Origin of the sequence: Bacillus alkalicellulosilyticus, assembly GCF_002019795.1 — a bacterium.
GTDB lineage: Bacteria > Bacillota > Bacilli > Bacillales > Bacillaceae_F > Bacillus_AO > Bacillus_AO alkalicellulosilyticum.
Map to the genome: position 1 here is coordinate 2,788,438 of NZ_KV917381.1, position 18,508 is coordinate 2,806,945.

20 protein-coding genes are annotated in these 18,508 nt (G+C 38.1%); 6 read left to right on the forward strand and 14 right to left on the reverse strand.

Going from position 1 to position 18,508, the window contains the following annotated elements; all coding sequences use genetic code 11:
• Positions 1 to 73: 73 nt before the first annotated feature.
• Positions 74 to 349 (reverse strand): hypothetical protein, encoded by a 276-nt coding sequence (locus BK585_RS13875; RefSeq protein WP_078554086.1) that lies wholly within the window; start codon positions 347 to 349, stop codon positions 74 to 76.
• Positions 350 to 505: 156 nt separating this feature from the next.
• Here BK585_RS13875 and rarD point away from each other — a divergent pair, with 156 nt between their 5' ends.
• The 3 genes from rarD to BK585_RS13885 all read left to right on the forward strand — a co-directional run bounded on the left by rarD (position 506) and on the right by BK585_RS13885 (position 3,043).
• Entirely contained in the window at positions 506 to 1,441 is a 936-nt protein-coding gene (rarD, locus tag BK585_RS13880; RefSeq protein WP_078554089.1) for an EamA family transporter RarD, read from the forward strand.
• A gap of 55 nt (positions 1,442 to 1,496) precedes the next feature.
• Complete coding sequence (locus BK585_RS24065) at positions 1,497 to 1,637, forward strand: hypothetical protein (RefSeq protein ID WP_170885590.1); 141 nt, start codon at positions 1,497 to 1,499, stop codon at positions 1,635 to 1,637.
• Positions 1,638 to 2,113: 476 nt separating this feature from the next.
• Positions 2,114 to 3,043 (forward strand): CobW family GTP-binding protein, encoded by a 930-nt coding sequence (locus BK585_RS13885; RefSeq protein ID WP_078554091.1) that lies wholly within the window; start codon positions 2,114 to 2,116, stop codon positions 3,041 to 3,043.
• A gap of 95 nt (positions 3,044 to 3,138) precedes the next feature.
• Here the strand turns inward: BK585_RS13885 and BK585_RS13890 are convergent, their stop codons facing one another.
• From BK585_RS13890 to BK585_RS13910, 5 genes are all read right to left on the reverse strand, one after another.
• Entirely contained in the window at positions 3,139 to 3,549 is a 411-nt protein-coding gene (locus BK585_RS13890) for a pentapeptide repeat-containing protein (RefSeq protein ID WP_078554092.1), read from the reverse strand.
• 289 nt (positions 3,550 to 3,838) lie between these two features.
• Positions 3,839 to 4,045: a DUF6501 family protein gene (locus BK585_RS13895; RefSeq protein ID WP_078554094.1), complete on the reverse strand. Its 207-nt coding sequence runs from the start codon at positions 4,043 to 4,045 to the stop codon at positions 3,839 to 3,841.
• A gap of 51 nt (positions 4,046 to 4,096) precedes the next feature.
• Complete coding sequence (locus BK585_RS13900) at positions 4,097 to 4,636, reverse strand: D-glycero-alpha-D-manno-heptose-1,7-bisphosphate 7-phosphatase (protein ID WP_078554096.1); 540 nt, start codon at positions 4,634 to 4,636, stop codon at positions 4,097 to 4,099.
• Between the two features lie 455 nt (positions 4,637 to 5,091).
• Positions 5,092 to 6,072, reverse strand: coding sequence for a cytochrome d ubiquinol oxidase subunit II (locus tag BK585_RS13905; protein ID WP_078554098.1), 981 nt, complete (start codon positions 6,070 to 6,072; stop codon positions 5,092 to 5,094).
• Complete coding sequence (locus BK585_RS13910; protein WP_078554100.1) at positions 6,073 to 7,404, reverse strand: cytochrome ubiquinol oxidase subunit I; 1,332 nt, start codon at positions 7,402 to 7,404, stop codon at positions 6,073 to 6,075.
• Between the two features lie 346 nt (positions 7,405 to 7,750).
• On the opposite strand from BK585_RS13910, the gene BK585_RS13915 reads away from it, so the two are divergent.
• Positions 7,751 to 8,554, forward strand: coding sequence for an HAD family hydrolase (locus tag BK585_RS13915; RefSeq protein ID WP_078554102.1), 804 nt, complete (start codon positions 7,751 to 7,753; stop codon positions 8,552 to 8,554).
• Between the two features lie 330 nt (positions 8,555 to 8,884).
• Here BK585_RS13915 and BK585_RS13920 read toward each other — a convergent pair whose 3' ends face one another.
• The 7 genes from BK585_RS13920 to BK585_RS13950 form a co-directional block, all read right to left on the reverse strand.
• Positions 8,885 to 9,334, reverse strand: coding sequence for a 2-thiouracil desulfurase family protein (locus tag BK585_RS13920; RefSeq protein ID WP_078554104.1), 450 nt, complete (start codon positions 9,332 to 9,334; stop codon positions 8,885 to 8,887).
• 18 nt (positions 9,335 to 9,352) lie between these two features.
• The gene (locus BK585_RS13925) at positions 9,353 to 10,195 is read right to left on the reverse strand and encodes a polysaccharide deacetylase family protein (protein WP_078554106.1); all 843 of its coding nucleotides are present in this window, start codon (positions 10,193 to 10,195) and stop codon (positions 9,353 to 9,355) included.
• 48 nt (positions 10,196 to 10,243) lie between these two features.
• The gene (locus BK585_RS13930; protein WP_078554109.1) at positions 10,244 to 11,443 is read right to left on the reverse strand and encodes a Ger(x)C family spore germination protein; all 1,200 of its coding nucleotides are present in this window, start codon (positions 11,441 to 11,443) and stop codon (positions 10,244 to 10,246) included.
• Positions 11,440 to 13,005, reverse strand: a complete 1,566-nt coding sequence (locus tag BK585_RS13935; RefSeq protein WP_078554111.1) for a spore germination protein — start codon at positions 13,003 to 13,005, stop codon at positions 11,440 to 11,442. Before BK585_RS13935 ends, BK585_RS13930 begins: the two co-directional genes overlap by 4 nt.
• Positions 12,992 to 14,113, reverse strand: coding sequence for a GerAB/ArcD/ProY family transporter (locus BK585_RS13940; RefSeq protein ID WP_170885591.1), 1,122 nt, complete (start codon positions 14,111 to 14,113; stop codon positions 12,992 to 12,994). Before BK585_RS13940 ends, BK585_RS13935 begins: the two co-directional genes overlap by 14 nt.
• Positions 14,114 to 14,135: 22 nt before the next feature.
• On the reverse strand, positions 14,136 to 14,348 hold the full coding sequence (locus tag BK585_RS13945) for a hypothetical protein (RefSeq protein ID WP_078554115.1): 213 nt from the start codon (positions 14,346 to 14,348) through the stop codon (positions 14,136 to 14,138).
• Positions 14,349 to 14,422: 74 nt separating this feature from the next.
• Complete coding sequence (locus tag BK585_RS13950; protein WP_078554116.1) at positions 14,423 to 15,367, reverse strand: hypothetical protein; 945 nt, start codon at positions 15,365 to 15,367, stop codon at positions 14,423 to 14,425.
• Between the two features lie 129 nt (positions 15,368 to 15,496).
• On the opposite strand from BK585_RS13950, the gene BK585_RS13955 reads away from it, so the two are divergent.
• The gene (locus BK585_RS13955; protein WP_245805836.1) at positions 15,497 to 16,516 is read left to right on the forward strand and encodes a glycoside hydrolase domain-containing protein; all 1,020 of its coding nucleotides are present in this window, start codon (positions 15,497 to 15,499) and stop codon (positions 16,514 to 16,516) included.
• 209 nt (positions 16,517 to 16,725) lie between these two features.
• Positions 16,726 to 17,544, forward strand: coding sequence for a YwqG family protein (locus BK585_RS13960; RefSeq protein WP_078554118.1), 819 nt, complete (start codon positions 16,726 to 16,728; stop codon positions 17,542 to 17,544).
• Between the two features lie 69 nt (positions 17,545 to 17,613).
• On the opposite strand, the gene ku is transcribed toward BK585_RS13960, so the two are convergent.
• Positions 17,614 to 18,498: a non-homologous end joining protein Ku gene (gene ku, locus BK585_RS13965; RefSeq protein ID WP_078554119.1), complete on the reverse strand. Its 885-nt coding sequence runs from the start codon at positions 18,496 to 18,498 to the stop codon at positions 17,614 to 17,616.
• Positions 18,499 to 18,508 lie beyond the last annotated feature (10 nt).

Below are 18,508 nucleotides of genomic sequence, written 5' to 3' on the forward strand. Positions count from 1 at the left end.
ACTCACGAATCGTTATTGCGAGAACCTCCATCTTAGAGGATTGTACAATAACATGTTGTGAGTCCGCTTTATTTTAGCGCTTGCTTAACCACTGACTAATTTGTGTTTTTTCCGTTTCAGTAAATTGAAAGTTAGGAGAATCACAACCCTCTTCTTGTAAGACGATTTGTAATACTTCCCCATCCTGATTTAAAATCACCAAAGCTTGTGGTTCTTCGATTCCTTCAGGTAAGTTATGGCTTGTGAAGGAGACCGTGAGATGAATCCAAGGACCAACCTCATCTTCACTTGTAACCCGAAAATCCGTTAATGATAACTCGGAATATTGTTCAAACTCTATATCAATCATCGTATTCCTCCATCGTAGTTGTTGATTTATTTATTGTACCAATTTCCTATTGAATTAAAAAGAACGTAACATCACTTGTGAGGTTATGAGATGTTTTTATTGCTTATTGTAGGAAATGGGAATAAAATTATTTTGTAAAAACTAACAGAAGAGGTTATGCCTATGAAAAACGAAAACCATAGCGGGATAGCATTTGCTTTAGGAGCTTATTTACTATGGGGTTTATTGCCGTTATATTGGAAGTTACTAGAGTATGTACCAGCAGATGTAGTCCTAGCGCACAGAATTATCTGGTCCTTGGTTTTAATGATTACCATTTTATTTTGTTTGCGTAAAATAACAATTTTCAAACAAGAACTTCTAAGTATCATCAAAAAACCAAAGCTACTTATTGGCATGATTGTTGCCTCTGTCGTGATTAGCGGGAATTGGTTTACATATATTTGGGCTGTTAATAATGAGTTTGTCATAGATACTAGTTTAGGATATTACATGAATCCGTTAGTGAGTGTATTCCTTGGAATTTTTTTCTTAAAAGAAAAGCTCTCAACATGGCAGATGATTGCCCTCGTTCTAGCATTTATTGGCGTCCTCAATATGACTTTTAATATCGGCCATTTCCCGTGGGTTGCTCTTGTATTAGCTTTTTCGTTTGCTATATACGGCTTGCTTAAAAAAATAGTCCAGGTCGGCTCGTTAACTGGATTAACGATTGAAACATTATTGATTACACCATTTGCTTTGTTATATCTTCAGTTTTTTGTGGAGCGTGGGGTTGCCTTTGCTGGGGGCTCAATTGGAATGATTTTATTATTGATGGGGGCTGGTGTCGCAACGGCTGTACCACTTTTGTTATTCGCCAGTGCTGCCAAACGAATCCCGCTTTATTTGATAGGTTTCCTGCAATACTTGGCACCAACGATTGGGTTGTTTCTTGGTGTGTTTATTTTCAATGAACCGTTTACTAAAGTTCACCTCTTGTCTTTTATGCTCATTTGGAGTGCTCTTGTCCTCTTTTCACTTGCAAAAACAAAGAGCTTTCTTTACATCGAATCAAAATACTTTAAAAAACATAAATCATTTGGAGCCTAATCTGAATATCTCTCCTTCGGAAGTGGGATGTTATGGATGAAGGAGGCTGAACGCTTTGACAAGAGATACAAACGAAGATACTGGCCATCGCGGTGAAAGCTATAAAGTAAAAGGAATGGATGCTCGTAAGACCCCGCTTGAAGCATCATACGAGTATGCCAGCGGAAATAAAGTAAACAAAAAGAAAAACAAATAGAAAAAGCAGGGGGATTCCTGCTTTTTTGTTTGGTCCTCTTTCACTTGATGAGGACCATTTTTGTTGTATTTCTGCCTTGTTTTGGTCTTTATCGGCTTTATGAAGACCGTTTCTCGTTCGATACGAACTTGTTTTGGTCTTCATCTCCTTTATGAAGACCGTTTCTCGTTCGATTCAACCTTGTTTTGGTCTTCATCTCCTTTATGAACACTGTTTCTCGTTCGATTCGACCTTGTTTTGGTCTTCATCTCCTTTATGAAGACCGTTTCTCGTTCGATTCGACCTTGTTTTGGTCTTCATCTTCTCTATGAAGACTGTTTCAATTCTACCTCGGCTTCTTTTTGGTCATTACCAACTTTTTTATATAGTACATTTGTTAACAAGGCATTGAACACATAGAGAACTAGTGAAAGCTCCCATTTCCACCCTTTTTATAGTATGATGAACAGGAACATAGGACGAGGACGTGATAAGGTTTGACTACTGATATTTACATATTATCCGGATTTTTAGGAAGCGGAAAAACATCGCTACTAACCCAGCTGTTACAACATGAAAAAGAACTTGGACGAAAAGTTGGTGTTGTAATGAATGAGCTAGGAAAGCTATCGATTGATAGTACGGCTGTTCCAGAAGATACACCTTTAACAGAATTACTCAATGGTTGTGTTTGCTGTTCACTTTCTGAGCAGTTTGAAGCACAGCTTTATGGACTTTTGCAAGACCATCAATTGGATGTCATTTATATTGAGACGACCGGAGCAGCACATCCGATGGAAGTATATGATGCCTGTTTATCGCCTCTTTTTGCTTCTAAAGTATCTATGAAAGGCATACTGAGTGTCATCGATTTAAACCAGTGGAAGCAAAGAGAAAAGTTATCACCAGCGATACGCCAGCTCATGGTCGAACAAATCCGGCAAGCTGACTTATTGCTACTAAATAAAATTGACCTTGTCTCCGAACAAGAACAAGCCTCTTTTTTATTTGAGATTCAACAATTTAATAGTCATGCGAAAACGATACTTACCCAACAAGCTCAAATCAATATAAACGAAGTTCTTCAAATTAAAACGCAAACGAAGGGTGAACATACGCCTATTCATGTTCATAATGAACTACGTCTGCAATCTTTGGTTTATACCTTTTCTGATGCGGTCGAAAGAAATTTATTTGAGGAGTTCTTACACTCTTTACCAGAGACTGTCTATCGAATGAAAGGTTTTATTCGGTTTACAAGCTCACCAACATTGTATTCGTTTCAATATTCGTACGGGGTTCCGTTATTTATTTCAGATATGATGAACTATCCACTTACCCTTGTGATCATTGGCGAGAAACTAGACAAAAATACGTTAGAGCAACAGCTACGTAATATAGAAAAAAATGGGCTGGGACAGAACTAGCCTCAAATAGGAAAAGGTGAATTTGAGAGTACTCAAATTCACCTTTTCATTTTTTTCAAATCTATTGTTCAATTGCCGTTAATGGGAAGCACAAATTAGCTATTATTTTTTTCATATGCTCTCAAAAGTTCCAATACAAGTGTTCCATTGATTTTCATACCACTTAATTCACAACCACTGATTTCTACACCGCTTAAATTAGAATTAGTGATTTGACTGTTTTCGAGGTTACAGTTGTCAAATCGTACACCTCTATGTTTTGCATTAGGATCATAGAGTGGGTGGTCTTCTGGTGGAAGTCCGATATTATGTATGAACGCTCCTCCAATTTGTGCACCGTCAATTTCTAAATCACTCAGGTTTGCATCCGTAATCTTGGTTCTAGCCAAAGAAACATTCTCAAAATGCATGTGCTCCAAACCACAACACTCAAACCTTGAGCCATCGAGGCATGCGTTTTTCACATTCAGAACCTTAGTCGCTTCGATAATTTCTAATCTTTCCATTACTATCACCCTCACAAATTTTCATATAAAAACAAACTCATATATCATTTCCACACCACCCATATATTTCCTTCAAAGTTTGGATTTTTTATCAAATGGTTCATTTAGGAGAAGTGAAAAGGGGTAGTGGACATACAAAGTGAAATAAAATTAAGGAAATTATTTATTGTTAAATGATAATATCTACTGGAAACACTGTATGTTCAATCAAGAACACTATCTTGCAAATATAAAATTAAAAAGCTGTGACAAAAAAGGAAAACCACCCTTTGTCACAGCCTATTTCTTTTTAGTTCACTTCTTCAAAATACTCTTTATAATAGCCGCCCACTTTTCCACTGTTATCAACAATGAAATAAAATTCCTCAGTTTCATTTTGTACAGGGTATGTTTTATCTACAGTTAATACATTATGTACTTGATACTTTTTCGCATCCGTATGAATACATTTCACTTGTTTCACTGGATTCGTTTTGCTCCATGTTGCATGAATCATCGTTTTGCTCACCTCTTGTTTTTATCTCCTACTTATTATAAAACAACTCAATTACTTATTCCAGCTTTCTTCAATGATCCATGGTGCAGCTGCTAACAAAGATGGAAAAACAACATCTGCTTTTGCCCGGTTATCTTTTTTTTTGCCGATGAAAACGGTGTGTACTCCCGCTTTCTTTCCAGCATAAATGTCTGGTTCTCGATCTCCTACCATCACACTATCCTTGAGCGAGACTTGATATTTTTTTGCTAGGTCGGTAATCATTTTTGCTTCAGGCTTCCGACATAGACACCCGGCTTCTGGTTTATGAGGACAATACGCAATTTCATCAATGACGCCTCCCACCTTCTCAATTTCTGCCTGCAACTTTTTATGAACTTTACCAAGCATCACTTCTTTCATAAAACCTAAACCTATTCCCCCTTGATTGGTCACGACAAACACTTTAAATCCTGTATCGTTAAAAGCTTTAATGGCTTCTGGGACACCTTCTAATAAAAACAATTGATTTGGATGGTTAACAAACTTCACTCGGTGATTCAATACCTCATTTATTACACCATCCCTATCTAAAAATACCGCCTTGTTCATATCATCACCTCTGTACCATATTTCCCTCAATACAGTTCTTTTACTACTGTTTCAAATACGGTACGTGAAATTTCATTTTTACACTCTGTGTTATAACAACACGAAATCACTAATCGGATTATAAAAAAATCCCGATTTCCACTGGAAACCGGGATAGTTGTTAGTTGCGAGCATAATAGTCGTTGATTGATTCAAGGATAGATTGCTCTTCTTGTACTCCTTCTACTGGCTGACTTTCATTTTGTTGGATGTTTTCCATTTGAACTCTCTCCCTTTTTTTAAAAATTTTCTGAATAATCTTTATGTGTTTCATTATACTTTTCTGTTATATAATAGTCAATAGATTTCGAAAAATTGTATCACAACAAAGTTCGCCAATTTTTGTAAAAAAAAAGGGGTGTGACAAAAGGTAAAAAATCCTATTGTCACACCCACTTGTTCCAAGCTTGGCCAGCTTATTTATTTCCTTGAACATAATCTCGGTCGAATAAAAACAACCGGAACAATAAATACATACATGGCAGTAAGATAACCAAACCGATAAAAAACGCGGTTAGGAGCATGGGAGCCATCGCTTCATTAGTAAAGCTTGAGTGAAGTGTCACATTGGGATAAAGCAAAAAAGGCATATGGGTATGACCGTATCCGAAGAAAAAAATGGCGAATTGAAGCAGTGTACAACTAAAAGCCCTTCCATAGTGTTGATTTATCAAAAAATATATTCCCCAAATCAAAGCAATGACCCCAATGGCAAACACCCAAGCGATTTCTAACATATTTTGATAATGAACAGGATTATGAAGTTTAAGCGAGGCGACAACGAACACCGCACAAACGAAGGACGAGATTCCCCAACCAACTACACTCTTTTTGAAAAGTCGTTTTGAATCATCCTCTTTTGCAATGAAAGAGTAATATGTAAAAAAAGATGCGGAAATATAAATTACACTAGTCATTGAAAACAAAGTCATAGACCAAAAGAGAGAACTCTTTAGCAAGGCTTCGATGTGAAGGGCTCCGGAGTTGATAAAAACACCTTCTGAAATGACTAATACGGCAGATAACACAGCAGCTAGCCCTAATCCAGTAATTTGATAGACTCTCTTATACAGGTTCGACTCTTTACTTCCATACAACGAAAAAGCAAAATAAGAGCCTCGAAGCGCAAGAAGAATGATAGCGATACTTCCAGGAATGAGTAGAATTGTACCATAATAATAACTAGCCTCTGGAAAAAACGCGACGAGACCTACGATAAAGAAAACTAAAAAAACATTAATAACTTCCCAGACAGGCGATAAAAATCGGGACGTTATTTTTAAAGTGCTTGAAGAAGTCATTTGAAAGAAGCCTGCGCCAAAATCAATCGACGCTAGGATAATATATATGAATAAAAAGCTCCATAAAATTGTCGCAGCGACATAGATATCCGCCATCTAAAACCCTCTTTCCTTAAGCTCTTGTTCTACCGGATATTGACTGAACATTCGGTATAGGACGAGCAAACACGTAATTCCTAAGAGAAGATACAAACTTGCAAATAGAAGTAGCATATCATCGACATGAGCAGCGGTTGTGGCCCCTTCACTTGTCATCATATAACCTACAACGACCCATGGCTGACGCCCAATCTCAGTAAACATCCACCCAAGCTCAACGGCTAGCAGCGCTAATGGACCTCCTATAATTATGCATCTAAGCAAGAGCTTATTATATTGATTCATTACTTTGCTTCTTGAAAATAGAACAAAAGCAAAGGCAATAATTGTTAAATAGATGCCAATCGCAATCATCCCATCAAATAAGTAATGTACAACCAAAGGGGGCTGTAGTTCTGATGGCCATTCTTGCAATCCGGTGACCTCTGCGTATGGATCGTTATGTGCCAAAATACTAAGTGCCCATGGGATTTTCAAAGCATATTTAACCTCGTTATCTTCGGTTAACACTCCTCCGATTAGAAGTGGAGCCTCTGTGCTCGTTTCAAAATGCCATTCAGCGGCAGCTAGTTTTTCCGGTTGGTATTCCGCTAGAAACTTACCAGACAAATCTCCAATAATAGCGGTAGATACCGCAAATATCGCAGCAGTGGTCATCGTTAGGTGGAGAGCTTTTTTGTGATAGACATGTGTTCTCCCTCTTAAAATTGCAACTGCTGATAACATCGCTAGAAGAAAGGCTGACGTTAAATACGCTGAAGATAAGACGTGAGCTACCTTCGTGGGCATTGCAGGTGAAAACATCGCTGCAATCGGCTGTATACTGGTTAATTGTCCATCTATAAACGTAAAACCATGGGGTGTATTCATAAAGGCATTGACCATTGTAATGAATAAGGCTGAGGCTGATGATCCAATGACTACAGGAAGAAGTAGCAAGAAATGGGTCACCTTACTTTTAAAACGGTCCCACGTATATAAATAAATCCCTAAAAAAATAGCCTCGATAAAAAATGCAAACGTTTCTAAGAAAAACGGAAGTGCGATTACCTGTTGCGCAAAACTCATAAATTGGGGCCAAAGAAGGTTAAGTTGTAACCCTATCGCGGTACCTGTCACCACGCCTACAGCGACAGTAATCACAAACCCACGTGCCCATCTACGCGCTAATAATAAATAGTGATTATCATTTTTTTTAATCCCGACCCAATGAGCCACCATGATTAAAAAAGGAATCCCGACACCAATTGTCGCAAAGAGAATATGAAAAGCGAGTGTAAGACTAGTAAGTAACCTGCTATAAAATATGGGATCATAGTCGGTAAGCACTTCAATCACTCCCTAAAAAAGTACGGCTCGAATCATCGCTGCAATCATCAAGAAAGCGGTAATGCCACATAAGAAAACAAGCCACTTTTCATGTAAGTCGGATTTTCGCATCTCTTTCACCTCTTTACATGTTTCTCTTTTATGTATAGTAAAAAATGAGTAAAATAGACGAGCATTTTCATGAAAATAATTCTTCTCTTGGTAAGTTTTATTGTTGATTTCCAATGATAGCGCTTTAATTTTTGAAATTTTCTCATAACATCTAGAAATTTATCATATTGCTCTTTGATTTTTTTAGATTTGTAGTACAATAGGTGAAGTACATAGAGATTAAGGAGTGGACAAGATGGTAAAAGCAGTATTTTTTGATTTGGATGATACCCTGTTATGGGACAAAAAAAGTGTACAGGAAGCATTTAGAGAAACCTGTATCGAGGCGAAGAAAAAGTATGAATCTATTAATCCAGAACAATTAGAGGATGCTGTACGTGAAGCTGCCAGAGAGCTTTACTCCTCGTATGAAACATTTGAATTCACACAAATGATTGGGATTAATCCTTTTGAAGGACTTTGGGGTGATTTCAAAGATAAAATTGATGTTAATTTTAGAAAAATGGCAGAGATTGTTCCAAACTATCGAAGCGAGGCATGGACAAACGGACTACAAAAAGTAGGAATTGAAGACAGCGAGTTTGGGGCATTCCTTGGAGAACTATTTCCTAAAAAACGTCGCAAATTACCATTCGTCTACATTGATACGTTCTCTGTGCTTAACCAACTAAAAGATAAATACCAACTCGTACTTTTAACGAATGGATCGCCTACGTTACAAAATGAGAAACTAGAAATGACTCCACAACTTGTTCCTTACTTTGATTATATCGTTGTATCTGGAGCATTTGGTCGTGGGAAGCCAGACCCTGCTATCTTTGAACACTGTTTATTCTTAACAGGCCTTCAAGCAGACGAAGCGATTATGGTCGGAGATAACTTAAATACAGATATCCTTGGTTCAAACCGCATTGGAATGAAAAATGTGTGGATCAACCGTGAAGGACTTGTCAACGAAAATTCAACTAACCAACCAACATATGAGATTAAATCACTAACCGAACTACCAGACCTACTAAAACAAAAAGCTAAAGTATAATAAAAAAGGGCCCCTAGGGGTCCTTTTTAGAAGCACTGAGCGTAGCCGCTACCTGTTTTAAAGTTAAACAAAAGTGGGGTTCTTTTGTTTGACGCGTAGCGAGCATAGCCATTGCTCTTCTTCGATTTATCCCCATATTTTTTGCACTAGGCGAAGCCACTGCCTTCTTTTAAAAGTACGTTACTAAGCGTACTTCTTATTAACATACGCGCAGTGTGCGAAACCGCCACTATCTATTAAAATCCCGTTGTGAGTGGGTTTATCACAACGGGATTTGTGGCAAGTGAAGCCATTGAGACGTTCTAGCTAGTAATGTCCCAGCCCCTAGTTCTATTCCTCAAGATTCACTTCGGACCGCACCTTGATATTATGTCGCTCAAATAATGCCGCGGTTACACCAATCCCATCTACTTTATTTCCTGTAAATGTTCCATCATAAATATTTCCACTGCCACAAGAAGGGCTATTTTCTTTTAAAATAGCTTCCGTAGCTCTTATTTTTTGGGCGATTTTTAATGATTGATACGCTCCTGCGATAAATTGTTTCGTTACATCTTCACCTGCTGAATTCACCACTCGAGCCCTTCCATCTAACACATCATACCCATCTCCCCCAACGATTTCCGCTGGAAGTCGTGGTGTCGGCAGGCCTCCTAGTTGTTCCGGGCAAACGAGCATCGCCTTCCCCTCTGCCACAAGAGCTTCAATCGCTTCCACCCGAGCATCCTTGCCGTCATATCTCGTTGCTAATCCCGCTATACAGGAACTTATCATAATCATAAAGTGCCCTCCTCAATATTACCGAAGTTCATAACCCTCTAACGTCACAAATGAAAAACCCGCTTCCTCTAAAATCGGTATAGCTTCGATTACACCTTGAGCGGTTCCACTTTGAGGTTGATTCATATGAAGCAATGCAATGTCTCCTGGCTTAGCTTGAAGTAAGGCATGTTTAACCTTCTGACTTGAAAAAGTCGCTCCGGCATCTCCTAATAAAGAGTAATTTACGACCTGTAATCCTATATCTTCAACAATTTCAACCGCGACGTCATCATAATAGGCTGTGCCTGACCGAAACATCGTAGGATATCGCCCCGTTATTCGCTTTACTTCTTCTTGATTCCCAACGACTTCCCAAAACACCTCTTCTGGACTATTTGTCCCTTGAATCCCCCACGCCGTCCTTCCATTTACCGATAGCGGAAGGTGCTCTGTCCCATGGTTTTCAATTTGGAATAATCGATTTTCGGCTAACTCTACAAAGAGCTCTTCATTTTCCGTAATCCACCGTTTATTTATAAATAACGTAGCCGGAATCTGTTCTTTTGTAAGAAAATCAATTAACTTTTCGTCATACCCGCTTCCATATTGACCGCCACAAGCATCAAAAGTCAATGCAATTTCTTTGTTTTCAGTGTAAAATGTTGTTTTTACACCTGTAACATTTTCACCCCAACTGGTTGAATGAGAAGGATAGCTCGTCCAATCCACTAGTTGGTTGGAGTCTTTTTCAGGAAACTCCCCTTTTTTTCTTACATCCAACTGCTTTTGAGAATTAACTTTTTCAATGAAAACTACCTCACTACAACCTTGAAAAAAAATCGCAACTCCTACTATAATTAAACTTAAAACACGTAACAAACGTCTTCCCTACTCTCCAAAAATCTCCATTCCATCATACCACTAAAGCTAGTTGGATTCATTGACTTTATTTAAAAAGGACTCCGTAGTTAATCCTGTTCTACGTATTTTCGCAGTAATATCAAATGTGATTTTAGCTCTTGCAAACTCCTCATTCCAATGGTCTTGCACCTTCAGGAAATTCTCATAATCTTGAATACGCATTTTTTCACCAAACCCAAAAATATCTGATTGAAACTCGTCTTGTACTGTTTCTACGGTTTTTCTTAATTCGGATTCAATTGAATGAGCTACTTTCTTTTCAATGTCTCGAATCGTGTCAACTTCCATAAAATCTAGCCCACATTGACTAGCAGCTACTTTACCTTCGACAACGATAGATACATGAAATGTTGGAATCCCATTAACGTACTTTGCTTCAACGTTAGTCTTTGAACGTTTCAGAGTAGCTGTAACAAACTTACCATCTTCACAAGGTACAATCATGGTTGTCTTTCTTAATTTTCCCGTTAGCCACATGTAATTCCGCGTATCTCGTAGTTCCATTTTCCCGATGTGATTATCTCCTTTAAAGACACTAAGACCATCAAGAGTGACAATCGCATCCGGTGAAATGGTTTTGGTGTTCTCCATCGAACTTCCTTTTTCAGACGATCCTTCAATTTTCACAGCGGCACAAACCGGTTCTCCACCTTTTGCAACCAATGATTCAATAATATCTTTCAACCGAATTTCCGGGTCTCCACTCCATTCCTCTACCATCGTTTGAAGCTGAGTGTTTAATTTCATCGTTGATACTTGCTGTATCGGATAGGTTATTTTTAAGACATCAGATGCATTCGCATTACTTACTGTAATAATATTAAAATCATTTCGTACTTCACGGTCCCGTTCTAACAAATCCAGAAATTCAGCTATTCCATCTTTTGCTACCTCTTCACTTATAACGACCGTACGCATATGGGAGTATATCAATGTTCTTGTATAGGCAACATTCATCTTATGAAATAACTCTGCAATGGACTGCCCTCTAAAAGAATATACAATTGATGCAGTTCTGTCTCCCCCTGTTTGAGGGTCTAACGCAGGAGGATTTAATATTTCAACACTTAATACATAATGTCCGTTTTCACCCAAATCAACGGCCAAGCCCGTAACAATAGCTATTTCATTAAGCTCTTGTCGGTCCCAACAACCGGTCTGCAATAGAAAAATACAAACGAATAGGAGTAGAAGTAGTTTCTTCATGACCCTGCCTCCTGCGATGGTGGAGAAGGTGACTTAGCATTAGGTTGTTTATTGGCCTCTTCTGTTCGAAACGATTTCGGTCGTTGTCTCATCATCCATATTGGTACTCTCACCATCGTATCCTCATGATCATGCAAGAAAAATGGTGCATATGGAGAGAGATATGCGATTCCAAAAGAACGTAAGCTAGCTAAATGAGCAACCATCATAATCAGTCCTAATAAGATGCCATAAAAGCCAAAGATTCCTGCCAGTATGATAAAGACGAAACGTAACAATCTTGCTGCAATAGAAAACGAATAAATCGGAGAAACAAAACTAGAAATCGCTGTTAACGATACAACAATAACCATGATATTTGATACAAGTCCAGCCTCAACAGCGGCTTGTCCGATAACTAGACCACCAACAATTGAAATCGTCCCCCCTACGGCTCGTGGCATCCGAATTCCCGCTTCTCTTAAAATTTCAAAAGCAATTTCCATTAAAATGGCCTCAACTAAAGCAGGAAATGGAACGCCTTCTCTTTGAGAAATAATACTAATGATTAAATCAGTAGGAATCATCTCGTGATGGTATGTAATGATGCCCACATAAAATGCAGGTAACAGCAAGGAAATAAAAAAGGCTAGATAGCGTAATAACCGCAAAAACGTACCCATCAAATAGGGAAGGTAATAATCCTCAGATGTCGCTATAAAATCATTTAATACAGTTGGAGCGGAAAGGACAAACGGTGAACCGTCTACAAAAATAGCAACCTTCCCAGATAAAATATGAGCCGCAATTGTATCCGGACGTTCGGTGTTATATAGTAACGGAAAAGGGGTTAATGTTTTATCCGTAATAAATTCTTCAATATTGGCTGACTCAAAAATGGCATTTGTCTGAATATCAGTAATTCGTTTTCGTACCTCTTCTACGATTTTGGAATTGGCAACCCCCTCCAAATACCCAAGGGCAACTCCTGTAGATGTTTCACTTCCAACAACATGCTCTTCAAAACGCAATTTTGGATTTTTTATCCTCCGTCTTACAAGGTTAATGTTTGTGTCAAGATTCTCGATGAACCCTTCCTTTGGACCTCGTATAATGGTTTGTGTGCTAGGTTCTTCAATTGAACGTAAATCAGTCGACCTAATTTTAATTACAATAACTTCATTCATGCCATCTAAGTGGATGACGAGATAACCTTTCATTAGTAAAGTGACGACTTCATTTTTTGTTGCGACAAAATGGTGTTGTGTTCCTCCGAATATTTTATGACATAATGTTTTCCACTCACTTAATGTCATCGATTGGTTGTTACTTGAAATGCTAGAAAGCGGTTGTGTTATCTTTTCAGTAATGACTTCTGTATTCGTCATCGTCGTCAAGTAATAGAGATACCCATTTGTCGAACCGACTTGCACGGTCTCATGATAAAAATCAAACGAGTTTCCGAGCGTTTGCGTAATCCACGCTTGAAATTGCTTGGCATCCTTATTGATTGTATCGGATCGAGCAGGCTTTTTTGTGCTGTTTTTTAATTGTTGATGAAGTTTTTTCTTAAGCTTTAACATTCTGTTGAGCCGCTCCTTTCCTCCTCTTCCACCATAAAATCATTGCTACGATTAGTGGGATTCCAACCTGCATTGGCATATGCAAAAAGAGAGGAACAAATTGAATACCCTCTTCAATATGTTCAGCAAAATTAGAAGCTATCAATATCGAAAAAAGCGCTAAGAGCAGTCCAATTGGAATCACAAATGAACGATACGGTATCGAAAAAATATACTCTAAGCCTTTTACACCGCTAAAGAAAAAGACACTTACCTTTACGTATATACCAATCATCATCAAGAAAACAACAAGAGGATCCAAACGCTCGATAAAATTAAAGATTGTTACTTCCCTAGTTACACTTAATAACGGAAATGCAGTTCTCTCGTTCATATCAACTCCTAATACGGATACTTTTATAAACATAAAAAAGGATAAAACCAGCCCAGTGACAATAATAGAGCTTACCACTACTTTCGGAATGATTTTCTTTTTCATCGTATACGTCATGAAAATAAAAAGAGCAATTATTTCACCAAACGGAAAACCTATTAAATTAGGAAAAACCGCATCAATAACTGGCCAATAGCCATCACCTAGGACCGGCCTTACCTTTTCTATCTTAATTTGCTCAGCCATTAGTAAAAATAAGCTTAAAAGCACTAAAAATAGGATAAAATATGGAGTAAATATTTCTGCAGTCCTTACCATAACTTCTGGACCAAGATAAACTACATAACAAACCATTAAAAAAAAGGTAATAGCAAAGATTTCAATTGGGGTTCTAGGAAATGTACTGGTTACTAATATTTCAAAAAAGTCTCGTGCAACGCGAGTGCTTAAATAAAAAAAATAAAGAACAAACATAAAGGTAAGGACATTAGCCCCTTTCCTTCCAATGGTTAGTTCAAATATTTCAAACAACGTTTTGCCATGGTTTGGAGCTAAGATGAACCAATAAAGAAAAAAGATAACTATACCAATTCCACTCGCCACTAAAACAGCTATCCACGCATCTTGTTTCGCTTCTCCACCAATTCCAACCACGATAGCCGAACCTATTTGAAATAATATCATCATAACAAACAGTTGAATGGGTGTGATTTTAACGACTGTTGGTGAGCTCACGGTATCCTCCTTACCTAGCCTACTACCCAGACTTTTTGTTTCGAATATCATTCATAACAGCTACTGCTAGTCCGATAATACTTGCAAGAGCTAAGAAAACTTTACCCATGCTTACGTTATCTTCGAACATATAAAGTAAGACATCCCACATCGACTCTCTATAAAGGATTGAATCTATACCAATGACCAAAATGAACATGCAAAAAAACGTGAGTAAAAACGCTAAAGTTACCATCACATTCCTCCACTTCCACATTACCTTTCCATTTTCTCCTTATCAGACCTAAATTATGTAAAAAAGAAGACACCTTATTTGGCATCTTCCAGTAACCGAATCCTATTTGCTTTAATCTGTTCGTATTTCATTTTGCTCTTTTTACGTACTTGCTTCATATGATTTAACACGGTAACCGTTTCCTGTTTCGTTTTATACACCTGGTCAAGCGATTCCTTAATTTTTCCGTGTACTGTCCAATCGACAAGTAACCCATCAAAAAAATAATCCGCAAATGTAAGAAGTCCACTTATTTCAATTTCACTGTGATGAGAATTTTCGTTTACATCAAGAAGCTCTTCATGAAACTGACGTAGCCTTTTTTGAGCATGATGTATGGCTTTTTTCGCTAATTCAATGTGATTATGTTTTATAGCTGTTGTTAATACACCGCCACCAACCATATCCCATGTTGACCATCCTTTCGCTTTATCTAATTCGTCAATCGCTATATCCAACGACTGAATTGCTCTTTTTCCAGCTTCAATTGCTTCTTCTGATTCCTTTACTTTTCCTAAGACTTCAGCCTCTTCCTCGGCCAATTCAAATAAAACTGAGCTCCATGGTGAATTCGAGTCATGAATGAGTTTTTCCTTTTCGGTTAATAAATGAGCGTACTTGTTCTCTGTCTCTCCAATTGTTTCTAGTAGCCTTTCATACTCTAGTACTTCTATTTGTAAATCTTCTACGGTTTCTTTCGTTTCTTCATAAATTAGGGTAGCTTTGACTAACTCTTCCTTTTCGCGTTCAAGCTTCTCTAGTCGTTTCCCAAACACGGCTAATAAAACCGATTGTGGCGAAATACCTTCTAGTTTTTTTACCGCGTGACTGTTTTTCTCGATAGTCTTTTGATACGCTGTAAGTTCCTCTTGTTTTTTAACTAAGTTCCGTTTCGTTCGGTCAAGATGATTACTCCACTTTTGTTGCAATCTTACGTTTTCTTTTACTCTTGTAAGCTCTTCATTTATATTCGTTATCATCGGATCACCTCACAAATATATATACGAAAAATAGCTAGTTTTGGTTTCACCTACTAAAGGACACGCCTACACACTTTCAACCCAAGCTCAATATACTATATTGACTCTAAAGTGATGGAGGGCACAACGATGAGACAATATATTATTCTAGGGGTTGTTTATCTCCTTGCTCTCGCTTCATTTTTCTTTTTTGTTGCAAGTGACTATTGCGATTGTGAAATCAACGTTGTCACACCAATTACTCCCGTATTCCAAGTCCCTACCGATGAATCGGACGATGATGAAACGAATGGTACGGAGGAAGAGAATGGTGAAGAGCAAGAAGAAACCGAAACCAACGGTCGTGATGAAGACAATGGTGAAGACCAAGATTCTGAATCTAACGGTCGAGAAGAAGAAGATACCGATGAAAATGGAGAATCTAACGGTCGCGACGAAGACGAAGATTCCACAAACGGCACTGTCCGTGACCAAGCAAGCGGTGATGAGATTTTGTGGGGGGTTGACTCCGCAAGTTTGACTGACCAAGAGTTCTTTGCTTGTGTAATTAACAACTTTGGTGACCCTGTCATATGGGGCCGCTATTTAGAAGATAAAGACGGCGTTTCTTTCGGATTAATCACAGAAGAAGTGGAGTTACTTCATGATAATGGAGTTTCGATTCTTGTAATCTATAATCACTTCACTGATGGCACAACGTATGAAAAAGGTGTTTCCGAAGCAGAAACTGCGATAGAATATGCTCAAAACATCGGCGTTCCTGAAGGTGTTGCGATTTTCGCTAATGTTGAACCGTTTTATCCAATTGATTCTGCCTTTATCCAAGGTTGGTATGATACAATCGATCCATCAGAGTATACTCCCGCAATATATGGAGTGTTCTCTCCGGATGGAGACAACAATGTTCGGATTGCTTTTGAAGCAGCAGTAGATGACAATCCGGAGATACTTGATAATACTATCATTTGGACAAATCAACCTCAAATAGGGATAACGACCGAAGCGAATGCACCAGAATTTGATCCACAAGGCCCAGAAAATGCGCTAACATGGGCATGGCAATACGGAATCGATGCGGAAACGTGTAACATTGATACTGTATTATATGAATCTGCTATTCTCGATTTTGTTTGGTCTCCAGAAGATTAATTCAATGGTGATTTAAATGGTAATGGTCTTTTTGGTCGAGGGCACTGAAAAAGTTAGGTTATTTTTACTTTCTCAGTGCCCTCTTTTTGAGCCACCTTTTTAAATCAAAGTAGGACATGCTTACTAATTACCCTTAATTAGAAGGTACTGATTAGTATATGACGAATCTTTACTTACATGTTGTTATTTCAGAAATTGGAGGAGTATACATGGCTTATAAAAAGGATGCACTTCAAATACCTCTTGAATTGGAAGCTTTCAGGAAAGACATTGAAAAAACCGTTCAACCCTTTATCAAAATCAATCTAAAAAAAGCGAAAACTACGCTTCATCAAAGTAAATTTGCAGGGAACCCCTACTTACCACAGACAATGGAACATCCTTTAAGTAAGGACGGGAAACCAATGAAACTTTTAGCACAGCTTAACTTTAGTGAAATACCTAGGTTAGAGCCCTTTCCCACCGAAGGCATTCTCCAATTTTTTATCGGAGCTGAAGACGACGTGATGGGAATTGATTTTGATGATATGACAAACCAATCTAATTTTAAAATCGTATTTCATAGTCATGTTATCGAAGACGAATCAAGGCTCGTTACTGATTTCAGTTATATGGACAACCTCAATACCGAATACTTTCCAATTGAACACGAGGTAGCCTTATCGTTTGAAGAAAGTTCTGAACCTGTTTCAAGTAACGACTTTCGGCTTGATGAGTTACTAGGGGACGTAGATCTAAATGATGAAGTGTATAAGGGCGACGAGCTTATCGAGTTATGGGAAGTCTATTCAGAAGCATTCTTAGGTGAGGGGCATAAAATTGGCGGCTATCCTTTCTTTACACAATCCGACCCAAGGGAATGGGAAGAAAAGTATATGAAACATGAAGTATTATTGCTGCAAATTGATACCGATGATAAGGAAGGCATTATGTGGGGCGATTGTGGTATAGCTAATTTTTTTATTACGAAAGAGGATTTACAAAAAAGGAACTTCACAAAAGTCATTTACAATTGGGATTGTCATTAAACTATAATGAGGGTGTCCGAAAAGGTCCTTTAATCTGACCCTGTGGACACCCATTATTTAATCTTAAACTTAGGCGTTCTTTCTCTTTCTAGTTGTTGGCGTTTTTGCTACTGGTTCTTTTTCATCGGCAGTCTTTGCGGTTGTTGCTTTTTTCCTAGTCGTAGCTGGTTTCTTTTTCTTTGTTTTATCAATAGAAGCTTGAAGAGCAGCCATTAAATCTGTCACATTGTTTGGAGTTGGAGTTGTTTTCTCAGCTCCTGTAACCGTTTGTTCTTTGCTTTTCTTCTCTTCAATTAACTCCATTAATGCTGTTCGATACTCATCATGATAATTTTCAGGCTGGAATTCCGTCGTTAGTTGGTCAATAAGCATCATTGCTGTATCAATTTCTTTTTTCGTAAGATTATCTTCTGCTGGAATATTCGGTACGTCCCCAACATTCCGCACTTCATCGGGATAATGGATCGTCTCCATGACCAATGTATTTTGATACACTCGAATCACAGCCAAATGTTCTTTGGAGCGGATGATGATTTTCGCTACGCCAATTTTCCCTGAATCTTCAAGTGCTTTTCGAAGTAAGGAGTAGGCTTTATTTCCGCCTTCATTCGGTGACATATAATAGGTCTTTTCAAAATAAATGGGGTCGATTTCTTCTAGTTTAACAAAATCAATAATCTCAACCGCTTTATCTTCATTTTCCTTTCGAAGTGCTTCAAGTTCCTCTTCATCAAGAACAACAAATTTATTTTTCGCATATTCATAGGCCTTCACTATATCCTCAGGGGCTACTTCCTTTTCACAAACAGGACATACTTTTTGATAGCTGATTGGTGATTTACATTCTTTGTGAAGAGTACGTAATTTGATGTCTTTGTTTTCAGTTGCGGCGTGAAGCTTTACTGGGATGTTCACTAAACCAAAGCTTATACTTCCTTTCCACATTGTGTGCATTCTCTCACCT